Raw genomic sequence first — 21,013 nt, forward strand, 5'->3', positions numbered from 1 at the left:
GGCATCTTCACTTCTGCAGCAGCATACCTATGTTGGACCCATGAAACGGATAGCACTTGCCCTTGCGCTGACCCTTGCCGCGCCCGCTTCCTGGGCAGCGGAACAGCTGAGCCTTAACGAGATCTCCCGCTATTTGAACGGGATCTCCACGGCGTCATCGCCTTTCACCCAGATCAACGACGATGGCAGCCTGTCCACCGGCAAGCTGTACATGCACCGGCCGGGCCGGATGCGGTTTGAATATGACGGAAAGGGCGGCGGCACCGTGGTTGCCGGCAGCGGCGCAGTGGAGATCCACGATCCCAAATCGAACCAGCCGCCTGAAACCTATCCGCTGAGGCGGACGCCGCTTTCAATCATCCTGGCCCGCAATGTGGATCTTGGACGCGCAAATATGGTGGTGGGGCATAGCTTTGACGGCACCTCGACCATCGTGCGGGCTCAGGACCCGGAGCACCCGGACTATGGCAGCATTGAGCTGATGTTCACCGGCGATCCCGTCGAGCTGCGTAAATGGGTGATTCATGACAGCGCCGGCGGCCAGACAACGGTCATTCTCGGCGCCATGGAGACCGGCCAGCGCCTCTCCTCCAGCCTGTTCGAGACGGGTGGCGGCGGAACCTCCCGCTAGGAACAATGGATGCAGGCTCCCGCGCCAGCAGGTGCAGCTGCTGGCGCAGCCTGCCCCTTGGCAGCCTTGGGCCCCGCGCCGGGCTGGCGCCCGCCGCGGCAGCTTTCAGTCTTCAGTAAGTAGCGTGTTGGCACGCAGCAGTGCACAGGGCAAAGAGCACCTTCGGTGCAGTTGTACTGCAGCCGCACCGCGCGTCAGCGCGGTGCGCGGCCCAACGGCCGAAGGCCTTTCGCTGGAAAGGCCTTGAGGCGGGCGGGAGTGTCCGGCCTAAAAGCCCCTCAGCGGAACTTGCGGCAGGTGGCGAGCTGCGCCTGATAGGTCTGGGAGCGCGACTGGACCTGGCCGGCAACCCGCAGCAGCCAGGATTTCGAGCGGTAGCTGCCCCGCGCGTAGCCGGTGTGGCCTTCGTGATAGGCCAAGTACTGATTGCGCGCGTCATAGAGCGGAATGCCGTTCTTCTCGTAACTCTTGCGCATGTACCAGCCCATGAAATCGGCGGCATCGCCGATCCGGTCGCGCTTGGCCCGCCGCCGCCCGGTGTCGCGGCGGTAATCGTCCCAAGTGCCGTCCAGGGCCTGGCTGTAGCCATAGGCGCTGGACTGCCGCCCGATCGGGATCACCCCCAGCACGAACTGGTGCGGCGTGCGGGCATCGCCGCGGAACCGGCTTTCGTGGTAGATCGTTGCCATCTGCACATGCACCGGCACCCCCCAGCGGCGCTGGGTGGCGCGGAAGGCCTTCAGGTATTCCGGCCGCTCCTTGATGATGCTGCACGCATTATCCAGATTGCGCGGCGGCGCCTTGTGCCCGCCTCCGCAAGACGCAACCGCCAAGAGGAGAACGAGGGCGCTGATGAGTCTGCTCATTGCCTCTGCCCATTATCTTGTTTTGGCCAAGTTTAGCGGATTGGAGCGCGTGTGGAAATCACAATTCCAGAAGCTGGCTCAGCAGCAGCGGCAGCAGGACTGCGGACATCAGAGTGGAAACCACCACCAGGCCCGCCACGGCACTGGAATCGGCCTCAAACTTCTCTGCCAGCAGGTAAGCGGTCACAGCAACCGGCGTTGCCAGCTGCAGGATCAGCACGCCGGAAGCAACAGGGTCCAGCCCGAACGCCATCGCCAGCCCCCAGCCCGCGGCGGTGCAGACCAGGAACTTCACCAGTGAAAACGCAACGGCGGTTCCGGTCTTTCCAGGTGTCAGCCTTGCAACGGCCGTGCCCAGGGTGATCAGCATCAGCGGCACTGCCATCTGCCCGGTCAGCTCCAGCGCGTTGGTCAGAAACCGGGGTGTTTCCCAATCCTGCCACAGGAACAGCCCGCCCAAGAGAGTCGCCCAGACCATCGGCTCCCGGACCGCCTTGCTGCCGGCACTGCGGCCCGCCACCAGATAGATGCCATAGGTGAACGACAGGATGGCCGACACGGCCAGCATGACCACGGCATAGCCAAGACCGGCCTCGCCGAAGGCAAACAGAGACAGGGGAATGCCCAGGTTGCCGGTATTGCCGAATACAAACGGCGCCAGATAGGTCTGCCGGTTCAGCCGCCCTATACGGCACAGCACTTCACCCGCAACCGCCAGCATCAGATGGCCCGCCAGGGCGGCCAGCATGAAGGTGCCGAGCGCGCCCTTGTCCAGCTCGGTGTTCATCAGCGCGGTGAAGATCAGGCAGGGTACTGCCAGTGTCATTGCCAGCCGGGTCACGAACTGGGTGCGGTATTCAAATCCCAGCTTCACCCAGATAAAACCGGCCGAAGCCAGCAGGAACACCGGAGCGGTGATTTCGAGCACTGTCAAAGCGAGGTTCACAGTCTGTTTCCCTGAAAATTTGCGTCAAGAGTTGGACAATCCCTGCGCGAGCGCGCTATTTAAACAGGACGGGGGCTGCAAGACCATGTTGAGAACACGAGCAAAATACAATCTTGGACAGGTCGTCCGCCACCGGAAGCATCCCTTCCGCGGCGTGGTGTTCGACGTCGACCCCGAGTTTGCCAATACCGAGGAATGGTATGAAGCCATTCCCGAGGACAGCCGGCCTGTGAAAGACCAGCCGTTCTACCATCTTCTGGCGGAAAACGACCAATCCTACTACGTGGCCTATGTCTCGGAGCAGAATCTGGTCGCCGACTATTCCGGAGAGCCCATCGGCCATCCGGATGTGCCTGAAATGTTTGGCAATTTCGATGGCGGCGCCTATGCGCTGCATTACCAGCTGAACTGATCGCCGCACCTGTCCTTTCCGGTTTCAATAGCCGACTGCACAGCCGTCCTTGCGCGGGTCGCTGGCGCCTTCCAGCACGCCCGACGCATTGATCAGGACCGCCTGCGCCCCTCCAAGGGGCGTATCCGGCACCTCTACCTTGTGGCCCATCTCCGCCAGCTCCCGGTGAACAGACGGCGCATAGCCGCGCTCAACCTTCAGCACGCCGCCATCGGCAAAGCAGCGCGGCGCGTCGATGGCAGACTGCAGGTCCATCCCGAAATCGCTGAGGTTCGACACCAGCCGCGCATGGCCCGTGGGCTGATATCCGCCGCCCATCACGCCAAACGGCATGATTACGCCGCCGTCCTGTTTCAGCATGGCGGGAATGATCGTGTGCATCGGACGCTTGCCCGGCGCGAACTCGTTCGGATGGCCTTCTTCCAGGGTGAACCCCGCGCCGCGGTTCTGCAGCAGGATGCCGAATTTCTCTGATGCAATACCGGAGCCGAAGCCATGGAAGATCGAATAAATCAGCGACACCGCCATGCGGTCCTTGTCGACCACGGTGATATAGACCGTGTCCTTGTGCACCGCCTCTGTCAGGGGGGCTGCAGCCGGCATGGCGCGTGTCAGGTCGATCAGGGCTGCCAGCCGGGCTGCCGTTTCCGGTGCCAGCATGTGTTCCAGCCGGGCAGTGTGGTCCGGGTCGGCCAGGAACCGGTTGCGTGCATCATAGGCAAGCTTGGCCGCTTCAGCTTCGATGTGCGCCCGTTCGCTTCCAAACGGCGCCATCCCGGCGATGTCGAAATGCTTTAGAATGTTCAGCAGCAGCAGCGCCGTGGCCCCCTGGCCGTTGGGCGGATGCTCCACCAGATCCAGTCCCTTGTAACATCCCTCCACCGGCTGGGTGGCAAAGCTTCCGGCAGCGGCAAAATCCTCCAGTGTGTGGACACCGCCAAGAGATGACAGCCCGCTAGCCATATCTTCGGCCACTTCTCCGGTGTAGAACGCATCCCGCCCATGTTTGGCGATACGGCGCAGGACTTCGGCCTGACCGGGCGCGCGGAAGACATCACCGGAGCGCAGCGGTTCGCCGCCCTTCAAATAGTGCTGGCGGGCCGCCCCCTGCAGGACCGCGGCACTGTTGTGCCAGTCAAATGCGGTGCGCGGCGCCACTGGCACGCCTTCTTCGGCATAATGAATGGAGGGTTGCAGCAGCACATCCAGGCCCAGGCACCCCTCTGTCTCTGCCAGGTGGCAGAAGGCATCAATGGCACAAGGCACGGTGACTGCATCCGGGCTGTCCAGCGGCACAGCCGTCAGCCCCTGCGCCCGCAAATTTGCGGCACTGGCGCCAGCCGGCGCGCAGCCGGACCCGTTCAGTGCTTGAATGCCGCTGCCGGGGCGTGAGTAGAGAACAAAGCAATCACCGCCGATGCCGGTCATCTGCGGTTCGCAAATCCCAAGCAGGACCGCGCCAGCCAGCGCGGCATCCATCGCATTGCCGCCGCGCTTCAGAATATCCACCGCCACGCTGGCCGCCAGCGGGTGCGAGGTTGCGCACAGGCCGTTCTGAGCAAAGACCGCTGACCGGCCGGGAAGGTGGAAATCGCGCATCATCCTGCTCCTTGCATTTGCCGCGCCGAGCCTAGGCGCATGGGGCGGGAAGGCAACTCAAATCCCCGGCAGACCGGTTGGAACGATGCGTAACAAGTTCAGGAAGGGGCGTGCTGAAAAGAAGTGTCCCCGGTGCCGCGCTCTGGTGGGGGCTAGGATACGCGGCACCAGGGGAAGCTCGTTTCAGCTACAGGTAAGGTTTCGCATATCTGTTGGGCTGCGGTTGGCCGGGAATGCGGCGCGAATGTGGCGAAGCGTTAAAATTGCGGGCAAAGCAATTTGCGGAATGGCGGCGTGCGCGCCGTGTCAGACTTTCGCCGGGGGGCTGGTCACTTGGATTTCAAAGCAAAGCGACAGGTTGTTGCTGCCGTCGGTGCGTTCGTACTGCACCTGGCTGGCAAGCTCCCGGATCAGGAACCAGCCGAACCCGCCTTCGGGAAGGTTTTCGGTGGCGACGCTGACGTCTGCAGGCTTGCCTTCCGGCAATTCGCCGTCAGGGAACGGAGCACCGGCATCCTGGATGCTGATCCACAGCCGTTCCGGGTACAGCTCGCCCCGGATCCGCACATCGCCGGGCGCGGCTCCCTCATAGGCGTGTTCGACCACGTTGTTCACGGCTTCGGTCAAGGCGATTTGCACCTCGTCCACGCGGGCGCCCGGGATCCCGAGAGTCCGCAACTGGGTCACGACGGAAGAGATGCCGGAGCGGGCATCCAGATTCGTGGCCGTGAACGAGCAGGCAAAGGTTTTTACCATCAAATTCTCGCTTTGCGCCGCCAGCGCATTCGTCTTCAGGAGTTTGCGCCAGCCGGTGCGGTTGCGTCGCTTAGTGTGCCGTAAAGGTCAAAAACTGTGTCCATCCGGGTCAGGCGGAAGACTTTCTCTACCATCGGAGTCAGCCCGGCGAGATCCAGCTTGCGGGCGCTGCCCAGCTGCTTCATCGCGGCGACAATGGCGCCCAGCCCGCTGGAATCGATGAATTGCACGTCGGAGAGATCCAGGATGACCCGGTCCGGACCGCTTTCGGTTTCCGTGCGCATGTCCTCCTTGAACTGGATGGCCATGGCGGCATCAATGCGCTCGGCATTGACTTTGACGATCTGTGCATCGTCCGTCATGGTGGTCGTCAGGCTCATTTTTGTCCCCCGGGATGTAACGTCATTTGGCAGTACTCTAGACCGCAAAGCTTACTATTCTGTAGGTATTATTTGGACGATTGGAGGAAAATTGCATGAAAGATGTTGTTATCGCCGGAGCGGCCCGGACGCCGATGGGCGGGTTCCAGGGCATGTATGACGGGGTGACAGCAGCGGAGCTGGGCGGTGCCGCCATCCGGGCCGCGCTGGAAGGCGCCGGGGCTGCTTCTGTTGATGAGGTGCTGATGGGCTGCGTGCTGCCGGCTGGCCAGGGGCAGGCGCCTGCGCGCCAGGCGGGGTTTGCCGGGGGGCTTGGCGAAGACGTTCCCGCAACCACGCTTAACAAGATGTGCGGCTCGGGCATGAAGGCGGCGATGATCGCCTTTGACCAGATCGCGCTGGGCCATGCAGACACAATGATTGCCGGCGGCATGGAGAGCATGACAAACGCGCCCTATGTGCTGCCCAAGATGCGCGGCGGCGCCCGCATCGGCCATGGGCAGGTGATTGACCACATGTTCCTGGACGGGCTTGAGGATGCCTATGACAGAGGCCGGCTTATGGGCACCTTTGCCGAGGACTGCGCCGAGAAATTCCAGTTCACCCGCGAAGCACAGGATGAATATGCGCTGAAATCTCTGGCCAATGCGCTGGAGGCGCAGGAGAGCGGCGCCTTTGACGGGGAAATCGCGGCGGTTACGGTGAAGACCCGCAAGGGCGAGGTAGTGACCGATTCAGATGAGCAGCCCAAATCTGCCCGTCCTGAAAAGATCCCCACACTGAAACCCGCCTTCCGCAAGGATGGCACTGTGACGGCGGCAAATGCCTCCTCCATTTCCGATGGTGCCGCGGCGCTGGTGCTGGCCTCGGCTGAGGCCGCCGAAGCGCAAGGTCTGCAGGTCCGTGCCCGCATTCTGGGCCACGCCAGCCACGCACAGGCACCAGGCTGGTTTACGACGGCGCCAGTGCCGGCTGCGCAAAAGCTGCTGAAAAACATCGGCTGGCAGGTGGAAGATGTCGACTTGTGGGAGGTGAACGAAGCCTTCGCAGTGGTACCAATGGCCTTCATGCATGAAATGGGTATCCCGCGGGACAAGGTGAACGTGAACGGCGGCGCCTGCGCGCTCGGCCATCCGATCGGCGCCTCCGGGGCGCGGATCATGGTCACTTTGCTGAATGCTTTGGAAAAGCGTGGCCTGAAACGGGGTGTGGCTGCCATCTGCATTGGCGGCGGCGAAGGCACGGCGATTGCGATTGAGCGGGTCTGAGCGGCTTTCCTGTTGCCGCAAATATCCTCGGGGGTGAATTGACCGTGAGGTCAAGAGGGGGCAGACAGCCCCCTCAATACGTTGAAGGAGAGCTGTCCATGCCGGCTGATTATGAAACCCTCGCCAAGACCATCGCGGCACTCACCGAAGGCGAAACGGATGAAGTGGCGCTGATGGCGACCGTCACCTGCGAAGTGCATCATTCGGACAGCCGTTTCGACTGGACCGGATTTTACCGCGCGGTTGCACCGGAACTGCTGAAGATCGGCCCCTACCAGGGCGGCCACGGCTGCCTGCAGATCCCGTTTTCCCGCGGCGTCTGCGGCGCAGCGGCGCGCACCGGCGAGGTGCAGCTGGTGCCGGATGTGGAAGCTTTCCCCGGCCATATCGCCTGCGCCTCCTCGACCCGCTCGGAGCTGGTGCTGCCGGTTTGGAACGGGCAGGGAAATCTGATCGGTGTCTTTGACATCGACAGCGATCAGCCGGATGCCTTCACCCAGGAGGATGCGGAGCAGCTGGCGGGGATCCTGGCCCAGGTGTTCGGCCGGTTGTGATTCGGGACTGAAGGGGCTTGGCCCCTCGGCCTGGCGGCCTCACCCCAGGGTATTTGGAACCAGAAAGAAGCAGCCCGGCGCCTTTATGCGCTGGGTTTTTTCATGGGGTGTCCCGGCCCGTGAAAAAATGCTTGGAAATTTCACGGATTCGGGGCATCGTGAAAAACGAGGAGATTTTTTCATGGACGGGAGAGAGCTGGTGAACGACCAGGCGCTGGCAGCGGCCACATTGGGAGCGGACATCCGGGCCTTGCGCAAGGCGCGCGGGCTGACGCTGGCGGATCTCGCCGCGGTGCTGAACCGCTCGGTCGGCTGGCTGAGCCAGGTGGAGCGGGACATGTCCGATCCTTCGATCTCCGACCTGCGCGAGCTGGCTGAGGCGCTGGGCGTGCCGATGTCGATGCTGTTTGCCCATTCCGAGGCGCCGGCCGAGGAGCATGGCTATGTGGTGCGTGCAGGCAGCCGCCGCCCAATGGGCTCGGGCGAGGAAGGTCTGATCGAAGAGCTGCTGTCGCCGGACCTGACCGACGAATTCGAGATGGTGCACTCCACCTTTCAGCCGAACTCGCGGATGCAGACCCCGGCGCACCGTCCGACGCAGGAAGTCGGCTACATGATCTCGGGCAAGCTGGACCTGCTGATCGGCGGCCGCGCCTTCACCGTTGGCCCGGGCGACAGCTTCCGGATCAAGCATGAACCCTATCAGTGGTCGAACCCTTATGACGCGCCCGCCGTGGCTGTCTGGGTCATCGCCCCGCCGGTCTACTGACATGAGCTTTGAGGCCTGGACCATATTCGCACTGTTCTGGGTGGTCTTTGTGACCACGCCGGGTCCCAATGCCGTCAATTGCATCTCCAATGGCATGGCGCTGGGGTTCCCAAAGGCGATGGCGGGCGTGCTGGCCATCCTGACGCAGGCGTCGGTCTTCCTGATCCTCTCCGCCCTTGGCGTGACGGCCCTGATTGCGGCCTCTCCTGCCGGGTTCCTGATCGCCAAGATTGCCGGTGCTGGCTTTCTGATCTGGATGGGGGTGCGCGGCTGGATCAATGCGGCCCGTCCGGCCCCGGCGGCAGAGCGGCCAGCCCGGCATGTCTATCTGCACGCGCTGGCGGTGGCGGTGATCAATCCCAAAAGCGTGGCAGGCTACCTAGCGGCATTCTCGCAGTTCGTGCAGCCCGGGGTTCCGGTCTGGGAGCAGATGGCCGTGATCATGCCGACCGCGCTGGTCATCACCGGACTCAGCTACAGCGGTTTCACCGCTCTGGGCGCAGGCCTTGGCCGTGCGGCCATGAGGGCCGTGTTCAACACTTGGCTGCGCCGGGCCATGGCGCTGTGCTTTATCATCTACGGCGTGCTGCTGGGCACCAGCGCTGCGCCTCAGCTGGAGACTGCACGATGATCAAAGGTTCCTGCCTCTGCGGCGACATCCGTTTTGAAACTGCGGCCAAGCCGCAAGGCGCGTCCATGTGCCATTGCAGCCAGTGCCGCAAGCAATCGGGCGGCATCTGGTCCTCGGCCTATGTCAAGGACAGCGAGCTGACCATCACCGGCCCCGTCAGCTGGTATGAAGCCAGCCCTAATGCCAAACGCGGCAGCTGCCCGCGCTGCGGCTCCTTCCTGTTCTGGAAGGCGCATGACGAAGACACCACCAGCTTTGCGCTTGGCGCCGTCGACGGCGCCACCGGGATGAAGATCGAAAAGCACATCTTCACCGCCAGCAAAGGCGATTTTTACGAGATTGCGGACGGCGTGCCGCAAAAGGACTGAGACTAGGGAGCTATCATGTCTGATTTTCCAACCAAGGCCCGCGTGGTCATCATCGGCGGCGGCGTTGTCGGCTGCTCGTCGCTCTTTCACCTGGCCAAGAAGGGCTGGACCGATTGTGTGCTGCTGGAGAAGAACGAGCTGACTGCCGGCTCGACCTGGCACGCGGCCGGCAACGTGCCGACCTTCTCGACCTCCTGGGCGATCATGAACATGCAGCGCTACTCGACCGAGCTGTATTCGGGCCTGGCCGAAGAGGTCGACTACCCGATGAACTACCATGTTTCGGGCTCGATCCGTCTGGCGCACAGCAAAGAGCGGATGCAGGAATTCGAACGCGCGATGTCCATGGGCCGCTACCAGGGTATCCCGATGGAGATGTGGACCCCGGAAGAAACCAAGGAGCACTATCCGTTCCTGGAGACCCATGACCTGGCAGGGGTTCTCTACGACCCGACCGATGGCGACATCGACCCGGCACAGCTGACCCAGGCCCTGGCCAAGGGTGCGCGCGACATGGGCGCGAAGATCCTGCGCTTCACCCCGGCGACCGGTGTGACCCAGCACGAAGACGGCACCTGGACCGTGCACACCGAAAAGGGCGACATCGACTGCGACTATGTGGTGAACGCCGCCGGTTACTACGCGCAGCGCGTGGGTGAGATGTTCAAGCCCTACGGCGGCCGGACCGTGCCTGCCATGGTGATGGAGCACCAGTATCTGCTGACCGAACAGATCCCCGAGGTCGAAGCCTGGTCCAAGGAGCACGGCGGCAAGCTGCCCCTGATCCGCGACGTGGACGTGTCCTACTACCTGCGTCAGGAAAAGCACGGCTACAACCTCGGCCCGTACGAGCCGAACTGCAAAGGCCACTGGCTGACCGAAGACGATCCGATGCCCGAGGACTTCTCGTTCCAGCTGTGGCAGGAAGATCTGGACCGGATCGAGGACATCGTCACCGATGCCATGGAGCGGGTGCCGCTGATGGCCTCCTCCGGTGTTTCCAGCGTCATCAACGGCCCGATCCCCTATGCCCCCGACGGCCTGCCGATGATCGGCCCGATGCCCGGCGTTGCAAACGCGTTTGAGGCCCACAGCTTCACCTTCGGCATTGCCCAGGGCGGCGGCGCCGGCAAGGTGCTGGCCGAATGGATCGTCGATGGCGCGACCGAGTGGGATATGTGGGCGGTCGATCCGCGCCGCTACACCGATTACACCGACCAGGACTACTGCAACCAGAAGGGTATGGAGGTCTATGGCAACGAATACGCCATGCACTTCCCGCACCACGAATGGCCGGCTGCACGGGACAAGAAGGTCAGCCAGGTGCATGCGCAGATCAAAGAGCTGGGCGGCGTGATGGGTGCCTACAACGGCTGGGAACGCGCCAACTGGTTTGCGCAGGCCGGTGACGACACCTCGGAAGAGGCCACGCACACCTGGGGCCGCTCCGGCCCGTGGCAGCAGCGCATCAAGGAAGAATGCGAAGCGGTCCGCGACGGCGTCGGCGTGCTGGACCTGCCGGGCTTCTCGCGCTTCAACCTGGAAGGCGAAGGTGCAGCGGAATTCCTGCGCGGCCTGGTGACCGGCGGCCTGCCGAAAGTGGGCCGGATGAACCTGGTCTACTTCTCGGACGACCGCGGCCGCATCCTGACCGAGATGTCCTGTGTCCGTCATGGCGAAGACCACTTCACCATGATCACCGCAGGCTCGGCCCAGTGGCACGACTTCGAGATCCTGAAGAAGGCGCTGCCCGCAGGCCTGACCCTGACCGACCGCACCACCGAGTTCGCGACCATGATCGTCACTGGTCCGAAATCGCGTGAGCTGTTCGCTGGCATCTCCGACGCCGATCTGTCGCTGGGCTGGCTGACCCACCAGGAAGCCACCGTCGCAGGCAAGCCCGCCTTCCTGGCGCGCGTATCCTACGCCGGTGAACTGGGTTGGGAAGTCCACTGCGCCAACGAGCACCAGGGTGAGATCTACGCAGCGCTGATCGAAGGCGGCGCCAAGCCGTTCGGCATGTACGCGCTGAACTCCTTGCGGATCGAAAAGGGCTACCGCACCTGGAAGGGCGATCTGTCGACTGACTACTCCCTGCTCGAAGGCGGGCTGGAGCGTTTCGTCAAGCTGGACAAGCCGCAGGACTTCCCGGGCAAGGCTGCAATTCAGAACGAAAAGCAGCAGGGCGTGAAGAAGACCTTCGTCACCCTGATCGTCGAAGCCGGCGATGCCGATGCGCCTTACATGTCCTGCATCTGGAAAGACGGCGAGATCGTGGGCGAGACTACTTCGGGCGACTGGGGCTACCGTGTGAACGCCTCCATCGCGCTGGGCATGGTGCGTCCTGAGCTGGCAGAGCCGGGCACCGAGCTGGAGGTCGAGATCTACGGGCAGAAATGCCGTGCGGTGGTTCAGAAAGACGAACCGCTGTGGGATCCGGCCAACGAGCGCCTGCGCGCCTGATAACGGGCAAAGACCCGGGCTGTTACAGGCCCGGGCTCATGCTCTGGCAAAAGACAGCCTGCGCCGCCGGATCGTTTCATGTATCCTGGCGGCGCAGGCGCTCCAAGGAAAGGTCACTGTGTTATGGCTGAGATCACGCTTCTGGATGGCTCGATCGGGCAGGAGGTTGTCAAACGGTCGGGCGACCGGGCAACGCCCTTGTGGTCCACGTCGGTGATGATCGAAAAGCCCGAGGTGGTGGGCAGCGTCCATGCCGACTACTTCGCCGCCGGTGCCACTGTTGCGACGATGAACACCTATGCGGTGCTGCGCGACCGCCTGGTCCGCGCCGGTATCGAAGAGTATTTCGAAGAATTGCTGACCAAGGCAGCCACCCAGGCCGCCGCCGCCCGCGAAACCCATGGCGCGGGACGTGTCGCAGCCTCGCTTGGCCCGCTGATTGCCTCCTACCGCCCTGACATCTGCCCTCCGGCGGAGGAGGCGGAACAGGCCTATGCCGAGCTGGTTCAGCTGCTGGACGCAAATGCGGACCTCTTCCTGATCGAAACCGTCTCCTCGCTGGAGCAGGGCAAGGGCGCGCTGCTGGGCTGCGCGGGCACGGACAAACCCGTCTGGCTGGCGGCGTCTGTCTCGGATGAGGACGGCACCTTGCTGCGCTCCGGTGAACCCTTGGAAGATCTCGCCCCGCTGATCGAAGAGTTCCAGCCCGAGGCGGTGCTGCTCAACTGCTCCCGCCCTGAGGTGATTGGTTCGGGACTGGAGATCGTGAAAGCTTTCGGCAGGCCATTTGGCGCCTATGCCAATGGCTTCACCCGGATTTCCAAAGGTTTCCTCAAGGATGCCCCCACTGTGGACGCGCTGGAACAGCGCCAGGACCTGGGGCCGGAAGCCTATGCGGAATTTGCGATGGGCTGGGTTGGCCAGGGCGCCAGTATCGTGGGCGGCTGCTGCGAGGTTGGCCCGGACCACATCGCCGAATTGGCCCGCCAGCTGCGCGCGGCCGGGCACCGGATCGTCTGACGAAAGGGGGATCAGCATGGCAACTTCGGAAAAACTCAAGGTTTCGGATCCGGGCCGGGTCTGGACCATAGACATCGTGGTCTGCGAAGGCTTTGTGCTGACCGAGATGTCGGCCGTGGTCGAAGTGCTGCGGATTGCCAACCGGGTGCTGGCCCAGCCGCCGTTCAAATGGACCATGCGCTCTCTGCAAGGCGGGCGCGTTGGCTGCAAGGCGGGCCTCAGCGTTGATACCGAGCCTTTTGCGACCAAGCCTGACGCTGATTTTGCCTTCTTCCTTGGCAACTCCGATCCGGACCACCCGGGGCTTTCCATGGGCCGCACAATTTCCAGCTACACCTCGCGCGGCGGCAAGGTCTATCTGCTGGCCGAGGCCGCTGCCCGCTACATCCGCGACCAGGGCGGTGCTGCCGGGCGGCTGACCACCCATTGGGAAAACTCGGCCCTGCTGCGTGAACGCATGGGGCTGAATGACGCCAGCCATGCGCTGGCCAGCGAGGACGGGCTGGTCGTCACCTGCGCGGGCATGGGTTCCACCGTCGATATCGTGCTGGCGCTGGTCGGACGGTTGACCTCAGCGGCGGCGCAGATGACCGTTGGCAACATCATGCTGCACGAACAGGTGCGCGACTTCTCCTCGCTGCAGCCTTTTGCCGGCGCCAAGCCGACGATCACCGGCGACAGCGATCTGGACCACTGCATCCGCATCATGCAGGACAACATCGAAGAGCCGGTGCCGATCAGCGAAATTGTTGATGAACTTGGCATTTCTACCCGTTCGCTCGAGCGCAAGTTCAAAACCTTCCTGGGCACCACCCCCAACGGCTTCTACCGTGAAATGCGCCTGTCCAAGGCCAACAACCTCCTGCTGAACACCACCATGAGCGTGCGGGAAATCGGCCTTGCCTGCGGCTTCCCGAATGGATTCTCCAGCCTTTACAAGAGCTTCTTCGGAATCACCCCCTTTGTCCTGCGCAAACGCCGCCGGCTGGGGGAAGACGGCCCCGAAAATATCCTTAAGGCCGGAGAATAGCTCTGGAAGCCTGACGCTTTTGATGCATTTTTCGCCGTCTATTCGTGATAATCAGGCGCAAATACTCATTCTGGAGCGATGACATGAGCGATCTTCCCAACAAGGCCCGCGTGGTCATTATCGGCGGCGGCGTGATTGGCTGCTCGGTGGCCTATCACCTGGCGAAACTGGGCTGGAAGGATGTGGTGCTGCTGGAGCGCAAGCAGCTGACCTCCGGCACCACCTGGCACGCCGCGGGCCTGATCGCCCAGCTGCGCGCCACCGCCAACATGACAAAGCTGGCGAAATACTCGCAAGAGCTCTACGGCTCGCTGGAAGAGGAAACTGGCGTCGCCACCGGCTTCAAACGCTGCGGCTCGATCACCGTGGCCCTGACAGACGAGCGCAAGGAAGAGATCTTCCGCCAGGCCGCCATGGCGCGTGCCTTCGGCGTTGAGGTCGAGGAAATTTCCCCCGAGGAAGTCAAAGCCCGCTACGAGCACCTGAACGTCGGTGACGTGACCGGCGGTGTATGGCTCCCGAAGGACGGCCAGGGCGACCCGGCCAACATCGCACTGGCCCTGGCCAAAGGCGCCCGCCAGCGCGGCGCGCTGGTCAAGGAACGGATCAAGGTCACCGGCATCTCCAAGGAAGGCCGCCGCGTCACCGGCGTCGACTGGGCCAGCGACGACGGCCAGTCCCAGGGCCATATCGAAGCCGATATGGTGGTGAACTGCGCCGGCATGTGGGGCCACGAAGTCGGCCGCATGGCTGGTGTCAACGTTCCGCTGCACGCCTGCGAACACTTCTACATCGTCACCGAAGGCATTTCCGGTCTGACCCAAATGCCGGTGCTGCGGGTGCCCGACGAATGCGCCTATTATAAAGAAGACGCAGGCAAAATCCTGCTCGGCGCCTTTGAACCCAACGCCAAGCCCTGGGCGATGAACGGCATTCCTGACAGCTTTGAATTCGACCAGCTGCCCGAGGATTTCGACCACTTCGAGCCGATCCTGGAAGCCGCCTGCAACCGGATGCCGATGCTGGCCGAGGCAGGTATCCACACCTTCTTCAACGGCCCGGAATCCTTCACCCCGGACGATGCCTACCACCTGGGCCTGGCGCCCGAGATGGACAACTTCTGGGTTGCTGCAGGCTTCAACTCGATCGGCATCCAGTCCGCAGGCGGCGCCGGCATGGCACTGGCGCAGTGGATGGAAGACGGCCAGAAGCCGTTTGACCTGGGCGACGTGGACATCTCCCGTATGCACCCGTTCCAGGGCAACAAGCACTATCTGTTCGAGCGCTCCAAAGAGACTCTGGGCCTTCTCTACGCCGACCACTTCCCCTACCGCCAGAAGGCCACCGCCCGCGGCGTGCGCCGCACCCCGTTCCACCACCACCTGCTGGAGCAGGGCGCGGTGATGGGCGAGATCGGCGGCTGGGAACGCGCCAACTGGTTTGCCAACGAAGGCCAGGAGCGTGAGTACCAGTATAGCTGGAAGCGCCAGAACTGGTTCGAGAATTCGGCGGCTGAGCACAAGGCTGTGCGCGAAAACGTCGGCATGTACGACATGTCCTCCTTCGGCAAGATCCGCGTCGAAGGCCCCGATGCAGAGACCTTCTTGAACTACATTTGCGGCGCCAACCTGTCGGTACCGGCGGGCAAGATCGTCTACACCCAGTTCCTGAACTCCCGCGGCGGCATCGAGGCCGACGTGACCGTCACCCGCCTGAGCGAGACCGCCTACCTTGTGGTGACCCCGGCGGTGACCCGTCTGGCCGACCAGACCTGGATGATGCGCCATGTTGGCGACCACCGTGTGGTGATCACCGATGTGACCGCAGGCGAGGGCGTGCTGGCCGTAATGGGTCCGAACGCCCGAGAGCTGCTGCAGAAGGTCTCGCCGAACGACTTCTCCAACGAGGTGAACCCCTTCGGCACCGCGCAGGAGATCGAGCTGGGCATGGGCCTCGCCCGTGTGCACCGCGTGACCTACGTGGGCGAACTCGGCTGGGAGATCTATGTCGGCGCCGACATGGCCGGCCACGCGTTTGAGACCCTGTGGGAAGCAGGCCAGGACATGGGGCTCAAGCTCTGCGGCATGCACATGATGGACAGCTGCCGGATCGAGAAGGGCTTCCGCCACTTCGGCCATGACATCACCTGCGAAGACAATGTGATCGACGCAGGCCTGGGCTTTGCCGTGAAGACCGACAAGGCGGATTTCATCGGCAAGGCTGCGGTGCTGGAGCGCAAGGAAACCGGTCCCAAGAACCGCATGCTGCAGTTCAAGCTGACCGATGCCGAGCCGCTCTTGTTCCACAACGAGCCGATCATCCGCGACGGCAAATACGTGGGCTACCTCAGCTCCGGCAACTACGGCCATACCCTGGGTGCCGCCATCGGCATGGGCTATGTGCCCTGCGAAGGCGAAAGTGCCGCCGATGTGCTGGGCTCCACCTACGAGATCGACGTCTGCGGCGTGAAGGTGAAGGCAGAGGCCTCGCTGAAGCCGATGTACGATCCGAAATCGGAGCGGGTGAAAGCCTAAGCACCTCTCCAGTGCATTCACCTGCCCGTATCACGCCCCGGCCCTGTGCCGGGGCGTTTTTCTTTATATTCCCCGCGGAGACAGCTTGGGCATCTCAATCCAGGGTCTGGTGCGCCGATTCATTTCGCCCCGGATCGCTTGCGATCCGGTTCGCGCCCGACCCCGCCCCCCAGGGCGGGCGCGAAACGCCCACCCTCGGTGCCGGGCGCGAACCGCCGTCGGCAGGAGTGCAGAAGTAATAGGGCTACACCTCAGGTTTTGCCGCCCTGTCCCCGCGGGAACAGCCCCGGGTTCTGCTGCAACGTTTGCCCCGGTTTGGCCCTTATGCCGCGCAGCGCCTCTTGACCCCGCCGGAAATCCCTTGGAGAAATCCATAAAAAGCCTTGTGCGGCAGGGGTAAACAGGTAGGTTGCTTGTCCCGGCTACTGACACGGGCGCCTGACGAAGAGGATTTGGGACATGAAGATCAGCATCGAACGCGGCACGCTTCTCAAGGCTGTGGCTCAGGCACAGTCGGTGGTCGAGCGCCGCAACACCATTCCGATCCTGGCAAATGTGCTGATTGAAGCCGAAGGCGACAGCGTCCAGTTCCGCGCCACCGACCTGGATATCGAGGTGGTCGACAAGGCCCCCGCCCAGGTCGAGCGCGCCGGCGCCACCACCGTTGCCGCCACCACCCTGCACGAGATTGTCCGCAAGCTGCCGGACGGCGCGCTGGTTACCCTGACCGCCGACGCCGCAACCGGCCGCCTGGCGGTGGAGGCCGGCCGGTCGAACTTCTCGCTGGCCACCCTGCCGCGCGAGGACTTCCCGGTGATGGCATCGTCCGAGTACCACTCGAACTTTGCCGCCAAGGCCGCAGTGCTGCGCCGTCTGTTCGACAAGTCGAAATTTGCAATCTCCACTGAGGAGACCCGGTACTATCTGAACGGCGTCTACCTGCATGTGTCGTCTGCCGATGGCGGCAAGGCGCTGCGTGCCGTGGCCACCGACGGCCACCGCCTGGCCCGCATCGACGCAGAGCTGCCGCTGGGTGCTGAGGACATGCCGGGCGTGATCGTACCGCGCAAAACCGTGGGCGAGCTGCGCAAGCTTCTGGACGAAGACGACATGGACATCGCAGTCTCTGTCTCGGAAACCAAAGTGCGTTTTGCCACCCCGAACATCACCCTGACCTCCAAGGTGATCGACGGCACCTTCCCCGACTACACCCGCGTGATCCCGGCCGGCAACACCCGCCGCCTGGAAGTGGATGCGTCGGAATTCGCACAGGCCGTGGACCGGGTGGCAACGGTTTCATCAGAACGCTCCCGCGCGGTGAAACTGCAGCTGGAGGAAGACCGGCTGATCCTGTCGGTTAACGCACCGGACAGCGGCGCTGCGGAAGAAGAACTGGGCGTTGCCTACAATGACGAACGGTTGGAAATTGGCTTTAACGCCAAATACTTGCTGGAGATCGCCAATCAGGTGGACCGCGAAAACGCGGTGTTCATGTTCAACTCTTCCGGCGATCCGACCCTGATGCGCGAAGGCAATGACGAAAGTGCTGTTTACGTCGTGATGCCGATGCGGGTCTGAAGCGCCTGACGGCGCTGCCTGCGGCGCGAGTATTTTGGGCAAGATGAAATAGGGAGCGCGCAGCGTGCTGGCTCTGACTGCCTTGACCCTGTCGCATTTCCGCTCGCATTTGCGGGCGGAAATGCATTTGGACGGGCGTCCGGTGGCCATTCACGGCAACAACGGCGCGGGCAAGACCAATATCCTGGAGGCGGTGTCGCTGTTCTCGCCGGGGCGCGGTTTGCGCCGCGCCAGCGCGGCTGACATGGCGCGCCAGCCGGAAGCGCTGGGGTGGAAACTGAAGGGGGAGCTGCGGGCTCCATCGCAGGCCTATGAGGTGGAAACCTGGTCCGAGGGCGGCAATGCCCGGCAGGTGAAGATCGATAACAAATCCGCCAGCCAGGTGGCGCTGGGGCAGGTGGCGCGGGTTGTCTGGCTGATCCCGGCGATGGACCGGCTGTGGATCGAAGCGGCCGAGGGACGGCGGCGGTTTCTGGACCGGATTGCGCTCAGTTTCGAGCCCTCCCATGCCGAGGCCTCGCTGGCCTATGAAAAAGCAATGCGCGAGCGCAACCGGCTGCTGAAGGAGCAGATCCGTGATGCCGCCTGGTACCGGGTTCTGGAAGACCGCATGGCCGCCGCCGGGCACCGGATTCATGCTGCGCGGGTGCAGGCCGTGGATTTTCTGCAACTGGCGCAGGCGGAGGCGGAAACCGCGTTTCCGGCGGCGGAGCTGGAGCTCATGCAGTCGGAAGGCAGCATGCCCGCGAGTGAAGAGGATTTCCGCGAGGCGCTGGAGGAAAGCCGGTTCCGCGATCTGGCGGCGGGCCGCACCCTGGTAGGGCCGCACCGCACCGATCTGATCGGTACCTACCGGACCAAGGGAGTTCCGGCCAAGGATTGCTCGACCGGTGAGCAGAAGGCGCTGCTGGTGTCGCTGATCCTGGCCAATGCGCGGGCGCTGGCGCAGCGCGAGGGGGCGCCGCCGATCCTGCTGCTGGATGAGGTCGCTGCGCATTTGGATGCCGGCCGCCGGGCCGCGCTTTATGACGAGATTTGCGCCTTGGGAGCGCAGGCTTGGATGACCGGAACCGGGCCCGAATTGTTCATGGAGCTAGGCGGCAGGGCGCAGGTGCTGGAAGTTGCCGAAACCGGCGGCATTTCAGAGGTAAGGGAAGCAGGATGAGCGTAGCCGTCAATGCGCAGATGAAGGCCGTAATCACCGCCCGGCTGCGGGAGATTGAAGCCGAGGAGAATGTGCGGCTCCTGTTCGCGGTGGAATCCGGCTCGCGTGCCTGGGGCTTCCATTCGCCGGACAGCGATTATGATGTGCGGTTTGTCTATGCCAGGCCGCTGGACTGGCATTTGCGCCTGGATCAGACCCGGGACGTGATAGAGCGGCCGATCAGCGATGACTTGGATCTGTCAGGTTGGGAATTGGGCAAGGCATTGAAACTGGCCTGCAACTCCAACGCTGTGATTGCAGAATGGCTGCAGTCGCCGGTGGTCTATATCGCGGATCAGGCAGCAGTTGAGGCATTGAGCGGTTTCTGCCGCGAAGTGCTCGACCGGCGGGCAGTGACCTGGCACTATCTGCAGCTGATGGGCCGGCAGCAAAGCCGGTTGGCCGGGCCGGGCGGCGGCGTGCGGCTGAAGCGTTACTTCTATGTCCTGCGTCCGGCGCTGTGTTTGCGCTGGATGCGCTTGCAGAATGCGCCAGTGCCGCCGATGGACATGACGCGGCTGGTATCCGGCTGCGGGCTGGCGCAGGAAGAGCTGCAGGCAATCGAAGCGCTGACTGCCCGCAAGGCCAAGGTCCGCGAGGCGGCAGAGGAGGCTGCTTCGGAACCCGTTTTGGATGTTTTGATAGCTGCGGAAGCCAGGGCAGCGGAAGATTGGCTTTCCTCAACAGCAGGCCAGCGCAGGCAGGCCGATTGGCAGGCAGCCAATGCGCTGCATCTGAAGCTGAGCGGGCTTGGCTGATGAGTGTGTCTTCCTGGGATCTGCTGCTTTATGCGGGGGCCCTGCTGATCCTGTTTCTGACGCCCGGCCCGGTCTGGCTGGCGCTGATGGCGCGGTCGGTCTCGGGCGGTTTCCAGGCGGCCTGGCCGCTGGCGCTGGGGGTGGCCTGCGGCGATATCCTGTGGCCGCTTGTGGCGGTGGCTGGCATGTCGTGGGTGGTGTCCGAATTCACCGGTATCATGACCGGGCTGCGCTGGGTGGCCTGCGCGATGTTCCTCGGCATGGGATACCTGCTGATCCGCCATGCGGGCGAGGCGGTGCAGGAGAACAGAGCGCTGACAAGACCTGGCATCTGGGCCGGCTTCATGGCGGGGATTGCCGCCATCCTGGGCAATCCCAAGGCAATCCTGTTCTACATGGGCGTGCTGCCCGGCTTCTTTGACCTGTCCGGGACCTCCAAGGCGGATGTGGCGGCCATTGTGACGCTGTCATTCGTAATCCCGCTGATCGGCAATCTGGCATTGGCCGGCATGGTGCACCGGGTGCGCAAAGCGATTACCTCCCCCCGCACCCTGCGGCGGATCAATCTGGTGTCGGGTGCGTTGCTGATTTGCGTCGGGGTGGCGATTCCCGTCCTCTAACCGGGCGGTTGCAGCCATGTTTGCAGGTACGGTTCCAGCGCTTGCGCCGGAGATGGGCCGGTTTCATGCGCCATGCAGAATCCCAGCGCCAGGACATGGTTCAGGAAGGCCTGCACCCCTTCTGCCAGTAGTTGAGGCGGCTGGTCCTTGCGGATTGCTCCGGCGGCTTGCATGTAATCGAGCCAGCGTGTCAGAAGCGCGACCTGGCGGATGAAGCTGGCTTCGACCACCTCATCCGGTTCTGCTGCGGTGGTGCCCGAATACCGCAGCAGAAGGTCGAAGATCACCCGGTCCTGCGCGACAAAGTCGAGATGCGGTGCGAGGCGGGACGTCAGTTCCGCAACGTCCAAAGGAGCTCCCGCCGCTTCCATCCCGTCCAGAAGCCGGGTCACCTGATCCCCGATCAGCACCGCCAGCAGCCCGTCCTTGTCCTTGAAGTGGGAAAACAGCGTGCCCTTGGCGACACCGGCCTGGTGGACCACTTCTTCGACCCGCAGGCCGCTGTACCCCTGCTCTTGAACGATAGCGGCAGCAACACTCAGCAGTTTTGTCCGGGTCTCCAGCCGCCGTTTCTGGGGTGCGCGTGTCATTTACTGGCCTCACGGTTTTGTTATTGACCGTGGTCA

General features: G+C 63.3%; 21 protein-coding genes. 15 read left to right on the forward strand and 6 right to left on the reverse strand.

Annotated features, from left to right (window positions below; translation table 11 throughout):
* The first annotated feature begins 40 nt into the window (after nucleotides 1-40).
* Complete coding sequence (locus RA20_RS11290) at nucleotides 41-631, forward strand: LolA family protein (protein WP_039128376.1); 591 nt, start codon at nucleotides 41-43, stop codon at nucleotides 629-631.
* Nucleotides 632-909: 278 nt separating this feature from the next.
* On the opposite strand, the gene RA20_RS11295 is transcribed toward RA20_RS11290, so the two are convergent.
* The gene (locus tag RA20_RS11295; RefSeq protein WP_039128379.1) at nucleotides 910-1,497 is read right to left on the reverse strand and encodes a transglycosylase SLT domain-containing protein; all 588 of its coding nucleotides are present in this window, start codon (nucleotides 1,495-1,497) and stop codon (nucleotides 910-912) included.
* Nucleotides 1,498-1,555: 58 nt separating this feature from the next.
* The gene (locus RA20_RS11300) at nucleotides 1,556-2,443 is read right to left on the reverse strand and encodes an AEC family transporter (RefSeq protein ID WP_039128382.1); all 888 of its coding nucleotides are present in this window, start codon (nucleotides 2,441-2,443) and stop codon (nucleotides 1,556-1,558) included.
* A gap of 85 nt (nucleotides 2,444-2,528) precedes the next feature.
* Between RA20_RS11300 and hspQ the strand changes: the two genes are divergently transcribed.
* Nucleotides 2,529-2,855 carry a heat shock protein HspQ gene (gene hspQ, locus RA20_RS11305; RefSeq protein ID WP_039128385.1) on the forward strand — a complete coding sequence of 109 codons (327 nt, stop codon included), beginning with the start codon at nucleotides 2,529-2,531 and terminating at the stop codon, nucleotides 2,853-2,855.
* 24 nt (nucleotides 2,856-2,879) lie between these two features.
* Here hspQ and RA20_RS11310 read toward each other — a convergent pair whose 3' ends face one another.
* From RA20_RS11310 to RA20_RS11320, 3 genes are all read right to left on the reverse strand, one after another.
* Nucleotides 2,880-4,454, reverse strand: coding sequence for a gamma-glutamyltransferase family protein (locus RA20_RS11310; RefSeq protein ID WP_039128619.1), 1,575 nt, complete (start codon nucleotides 4,452-4,454; stop codon nucleotides 2,880-2,882).
* A gap of 306 nt (nucleotides 4,455-4,760) precedes the next feature.
* A complete protein-coding gene (locus RA20_RS11315; RefSeq protein WP_039128388.1) occupies nucleotides 4,761-5,210 on the reverse strand; it encodes an ATP-binding protein in 450 nt (149 codons plus the stop codon).
* 35 nt (nucleotides 5,211-5,245) lie between these two features.
* Nucleotides 5,246-5,590: an STAS domain-containing protein gene (locus RA20_RS11320; protein WP_039128390.1), complete on the reverse strand. Its 345-nt coding sequence runs from the start codon at nucleotides 5,588-5,590 to the stop codon at nucleotides 5,246-5,248.
* A gap of 95 nt (nucleotides 5,591-5,685) precedes the next feature.
* On the opposite strand from RA20_RS11320, the gene RA20_RS11325 reads away from it, so the two are divergent.
* The 13 genes from RA20_RS11325 (at nucleotide 5,686) to RA20_RS11385 (ending at nucleotide 20,387) form a co-directional block, all read left to right on the forward strand.
* Nucleotides 5,686-6,858, forward strand: a complete 1,173-nt coding sequence (locus RA20_RS11325; RefSeq protein WP_039128392.1) for a thiolase family protein — start codon at nucleotides 5,686-5,688, stop codon at nucleotides 6,856-6,858.
* Nucleotides 6,859-6,956: 98 nt separating this feature from the next.
* The gene (locus tag RA20_RS11330) at nucleotides 6,957-7,412 is read left to right on the forward strand and encodes a GAF domain-containing protein (protein WP_039128395.1); all 456 of its coding nucleotides are present in this window, start codon (nucleotides 6,957-6,959) and stop codon (nucleotides 7,410-7,412) included.
* 181 nt (nucleotides 7,413-7,593) lie between these two features.
* Entirely contained in the window at nucleotides 7,594-8,181 is a 588-nt protein-coding gene (locus tag RA20_RS11335; RefSeq protein ID WP_446720152.1) for a helix-turn-helix domain-containing protein, read from the forward strand.
* 1 nt (nucleotide 8,182) lies between these two features.
* Complete coding sequence (locus RA20_RS11340; RefSeq protein ID WP_039128398.1) at nucleotides 8,183-8,812, forward strand: LysE family translocator; 630 nt, start codon at nucleotides 8,183-8,185, stop codon at nucleotides 8,810-8,812.
* Nucleotides 8,809-9,180, forward strand: coding sequence for a GFA family protein (locus RA20_RS11345; RefSeq protein ID WP_039128401.1), 372 nt, complete (start codon nucleotides 8,809-8,811; stop codon nucleotides 9,178-9,180). The genes RA20_RS11340 and RA20_RS11345 overlap by 4 nt, the downstream gene beginning before the upstream one ends.
* Nucleotides 9,181-9,195: 15 nt before the next feature.
* Nucleotides 9,196-11,643: a GcvT family protein gene (locus tag RA20_RS11350; protein WP_039128403.1), complete on the forward strand. Its 2,448-nt coding sequence runs from the start codon at nucleotides 9,196-9,198 to the stop codon at nucleotides 11,641-11,643.
* Between the two features lie 123 nt (nucleotides 11,644-11,766).
* Nucleotides 11,767-12,663, forward strand: coding sequence for a homocysteine S-methyltransferase family protein (locus RA20_RS11355; protein WP_039128406.1), 897 nt, complete (start codon nucleotides 11,767-11,769; stop codon nucleotides 12,661-12,663).
* 16 nt (nucleotides 12,664-12,679) lie between these two features.
* On the forward strand, nucleotides 12,680-13,693 hold the full coding sequence (locus RA20_RS11360; RefSeq protein WP_039128409.1) for a GlxA family transcriptional regulator: 1,014 nt from the start codon (nucleotides 12,680-12,682) through the stop codon (nucleotides 13,691-13,693).
* A gap of 83 nt (nucleotides 13,694-13,776) precedes the next feature.
* A complete protein-coding gene (locus RA20_RS11365; RefSeq protein WP_039128412.1) occupies nucleotides 13,777-16,227 on the forward strand; it encodes a GcvT family protein in 2,451 nt (816 codons plus the stop codon).
* A 459-nt stretch (nucleotides 16,228-16,686) separates the two neighbouring features.
* Entirely contained in the window at nucleotides 16,687-17,805 is a 1,119-nt protein-coding gene (dnaN, locus tag RA20_RS11370; protein ID WP_039128414.1) for a DNA polymerase III subunit beta, read from the forward strand.
* 64 nt (nucleotides 17,806-17,869) lie between these two features.
* Nucleotides 17,870-18,970 carry a DNA replication/repair protein RecF gene (gene recF, locus RA20_RS11375; protein WP_039128415.1) on the forward strand — a complete coding sequence of 367 codons (1,101 nt, stop codon included), beginning with the start codon at nucleotides 17,870-17,872 and terminating at the stop codon, nucleotides 18,968-18,970.
* Nucleotides 18,967-19,767, forward strand: a complete 801-nt coding sequence (locus RA20_RS11380; RefSeq protein WP_052248964.1) for a nucleotidyltransferase domain-containing protein — start codon at nucleotides 18,967-18,969, stop codon at nucleotides 19,765-19,767. Before recF ends, RA20_RS11380 begins: the two co-directional genes overlap by 4 nt.
* Nucleotides 19,767-20,387: a LysE family translocator gene (locus RA20_RS11385; RefSeq protein ID WP_039128418.1), complete on the forward strand. Its 621-nt coding sequence runs from the start codon at nucleotides 19,767-19,769 to the stop codon at nucleotides 20,385-20,387. The genes RA20_RS11380 and RA20_RS11385 overlap by 1 nt, the downstream gene beginning before the upstream one ends.
* Here the strand turns inward: RA20_RS11385 and RA20_RS11390 are convergent.
* On the reverse strand, nucleotides 20,384-20,977 hold the full coding sequence (locus tag RA20_RS11390) for a TetR/AcrR family transcriptional regulator (RefSeq protein ID WP_039128421.1): 594 nt from the start codon (nucleotides 20,975-20,977) through the stop codon (nucleotides 20,384-20,386). The two genes, RA20_RS11385 and RA20_RS11390, sit on opposite strands and share 4 nt — an antisense overlap.
* Nucleotides 20,978-21,013 lie beyond the last annotated feature (36 nt).

Origin of the sequence: Leisingera sp. ANG-Vp, from assembly GCF_000813725.1 — a bacterium.
GTDB lineage: Bacteria > Pseudomonadota > Alphaproteobacteria > Rhodobacterales > Rhodobacteraceae > Leisingera.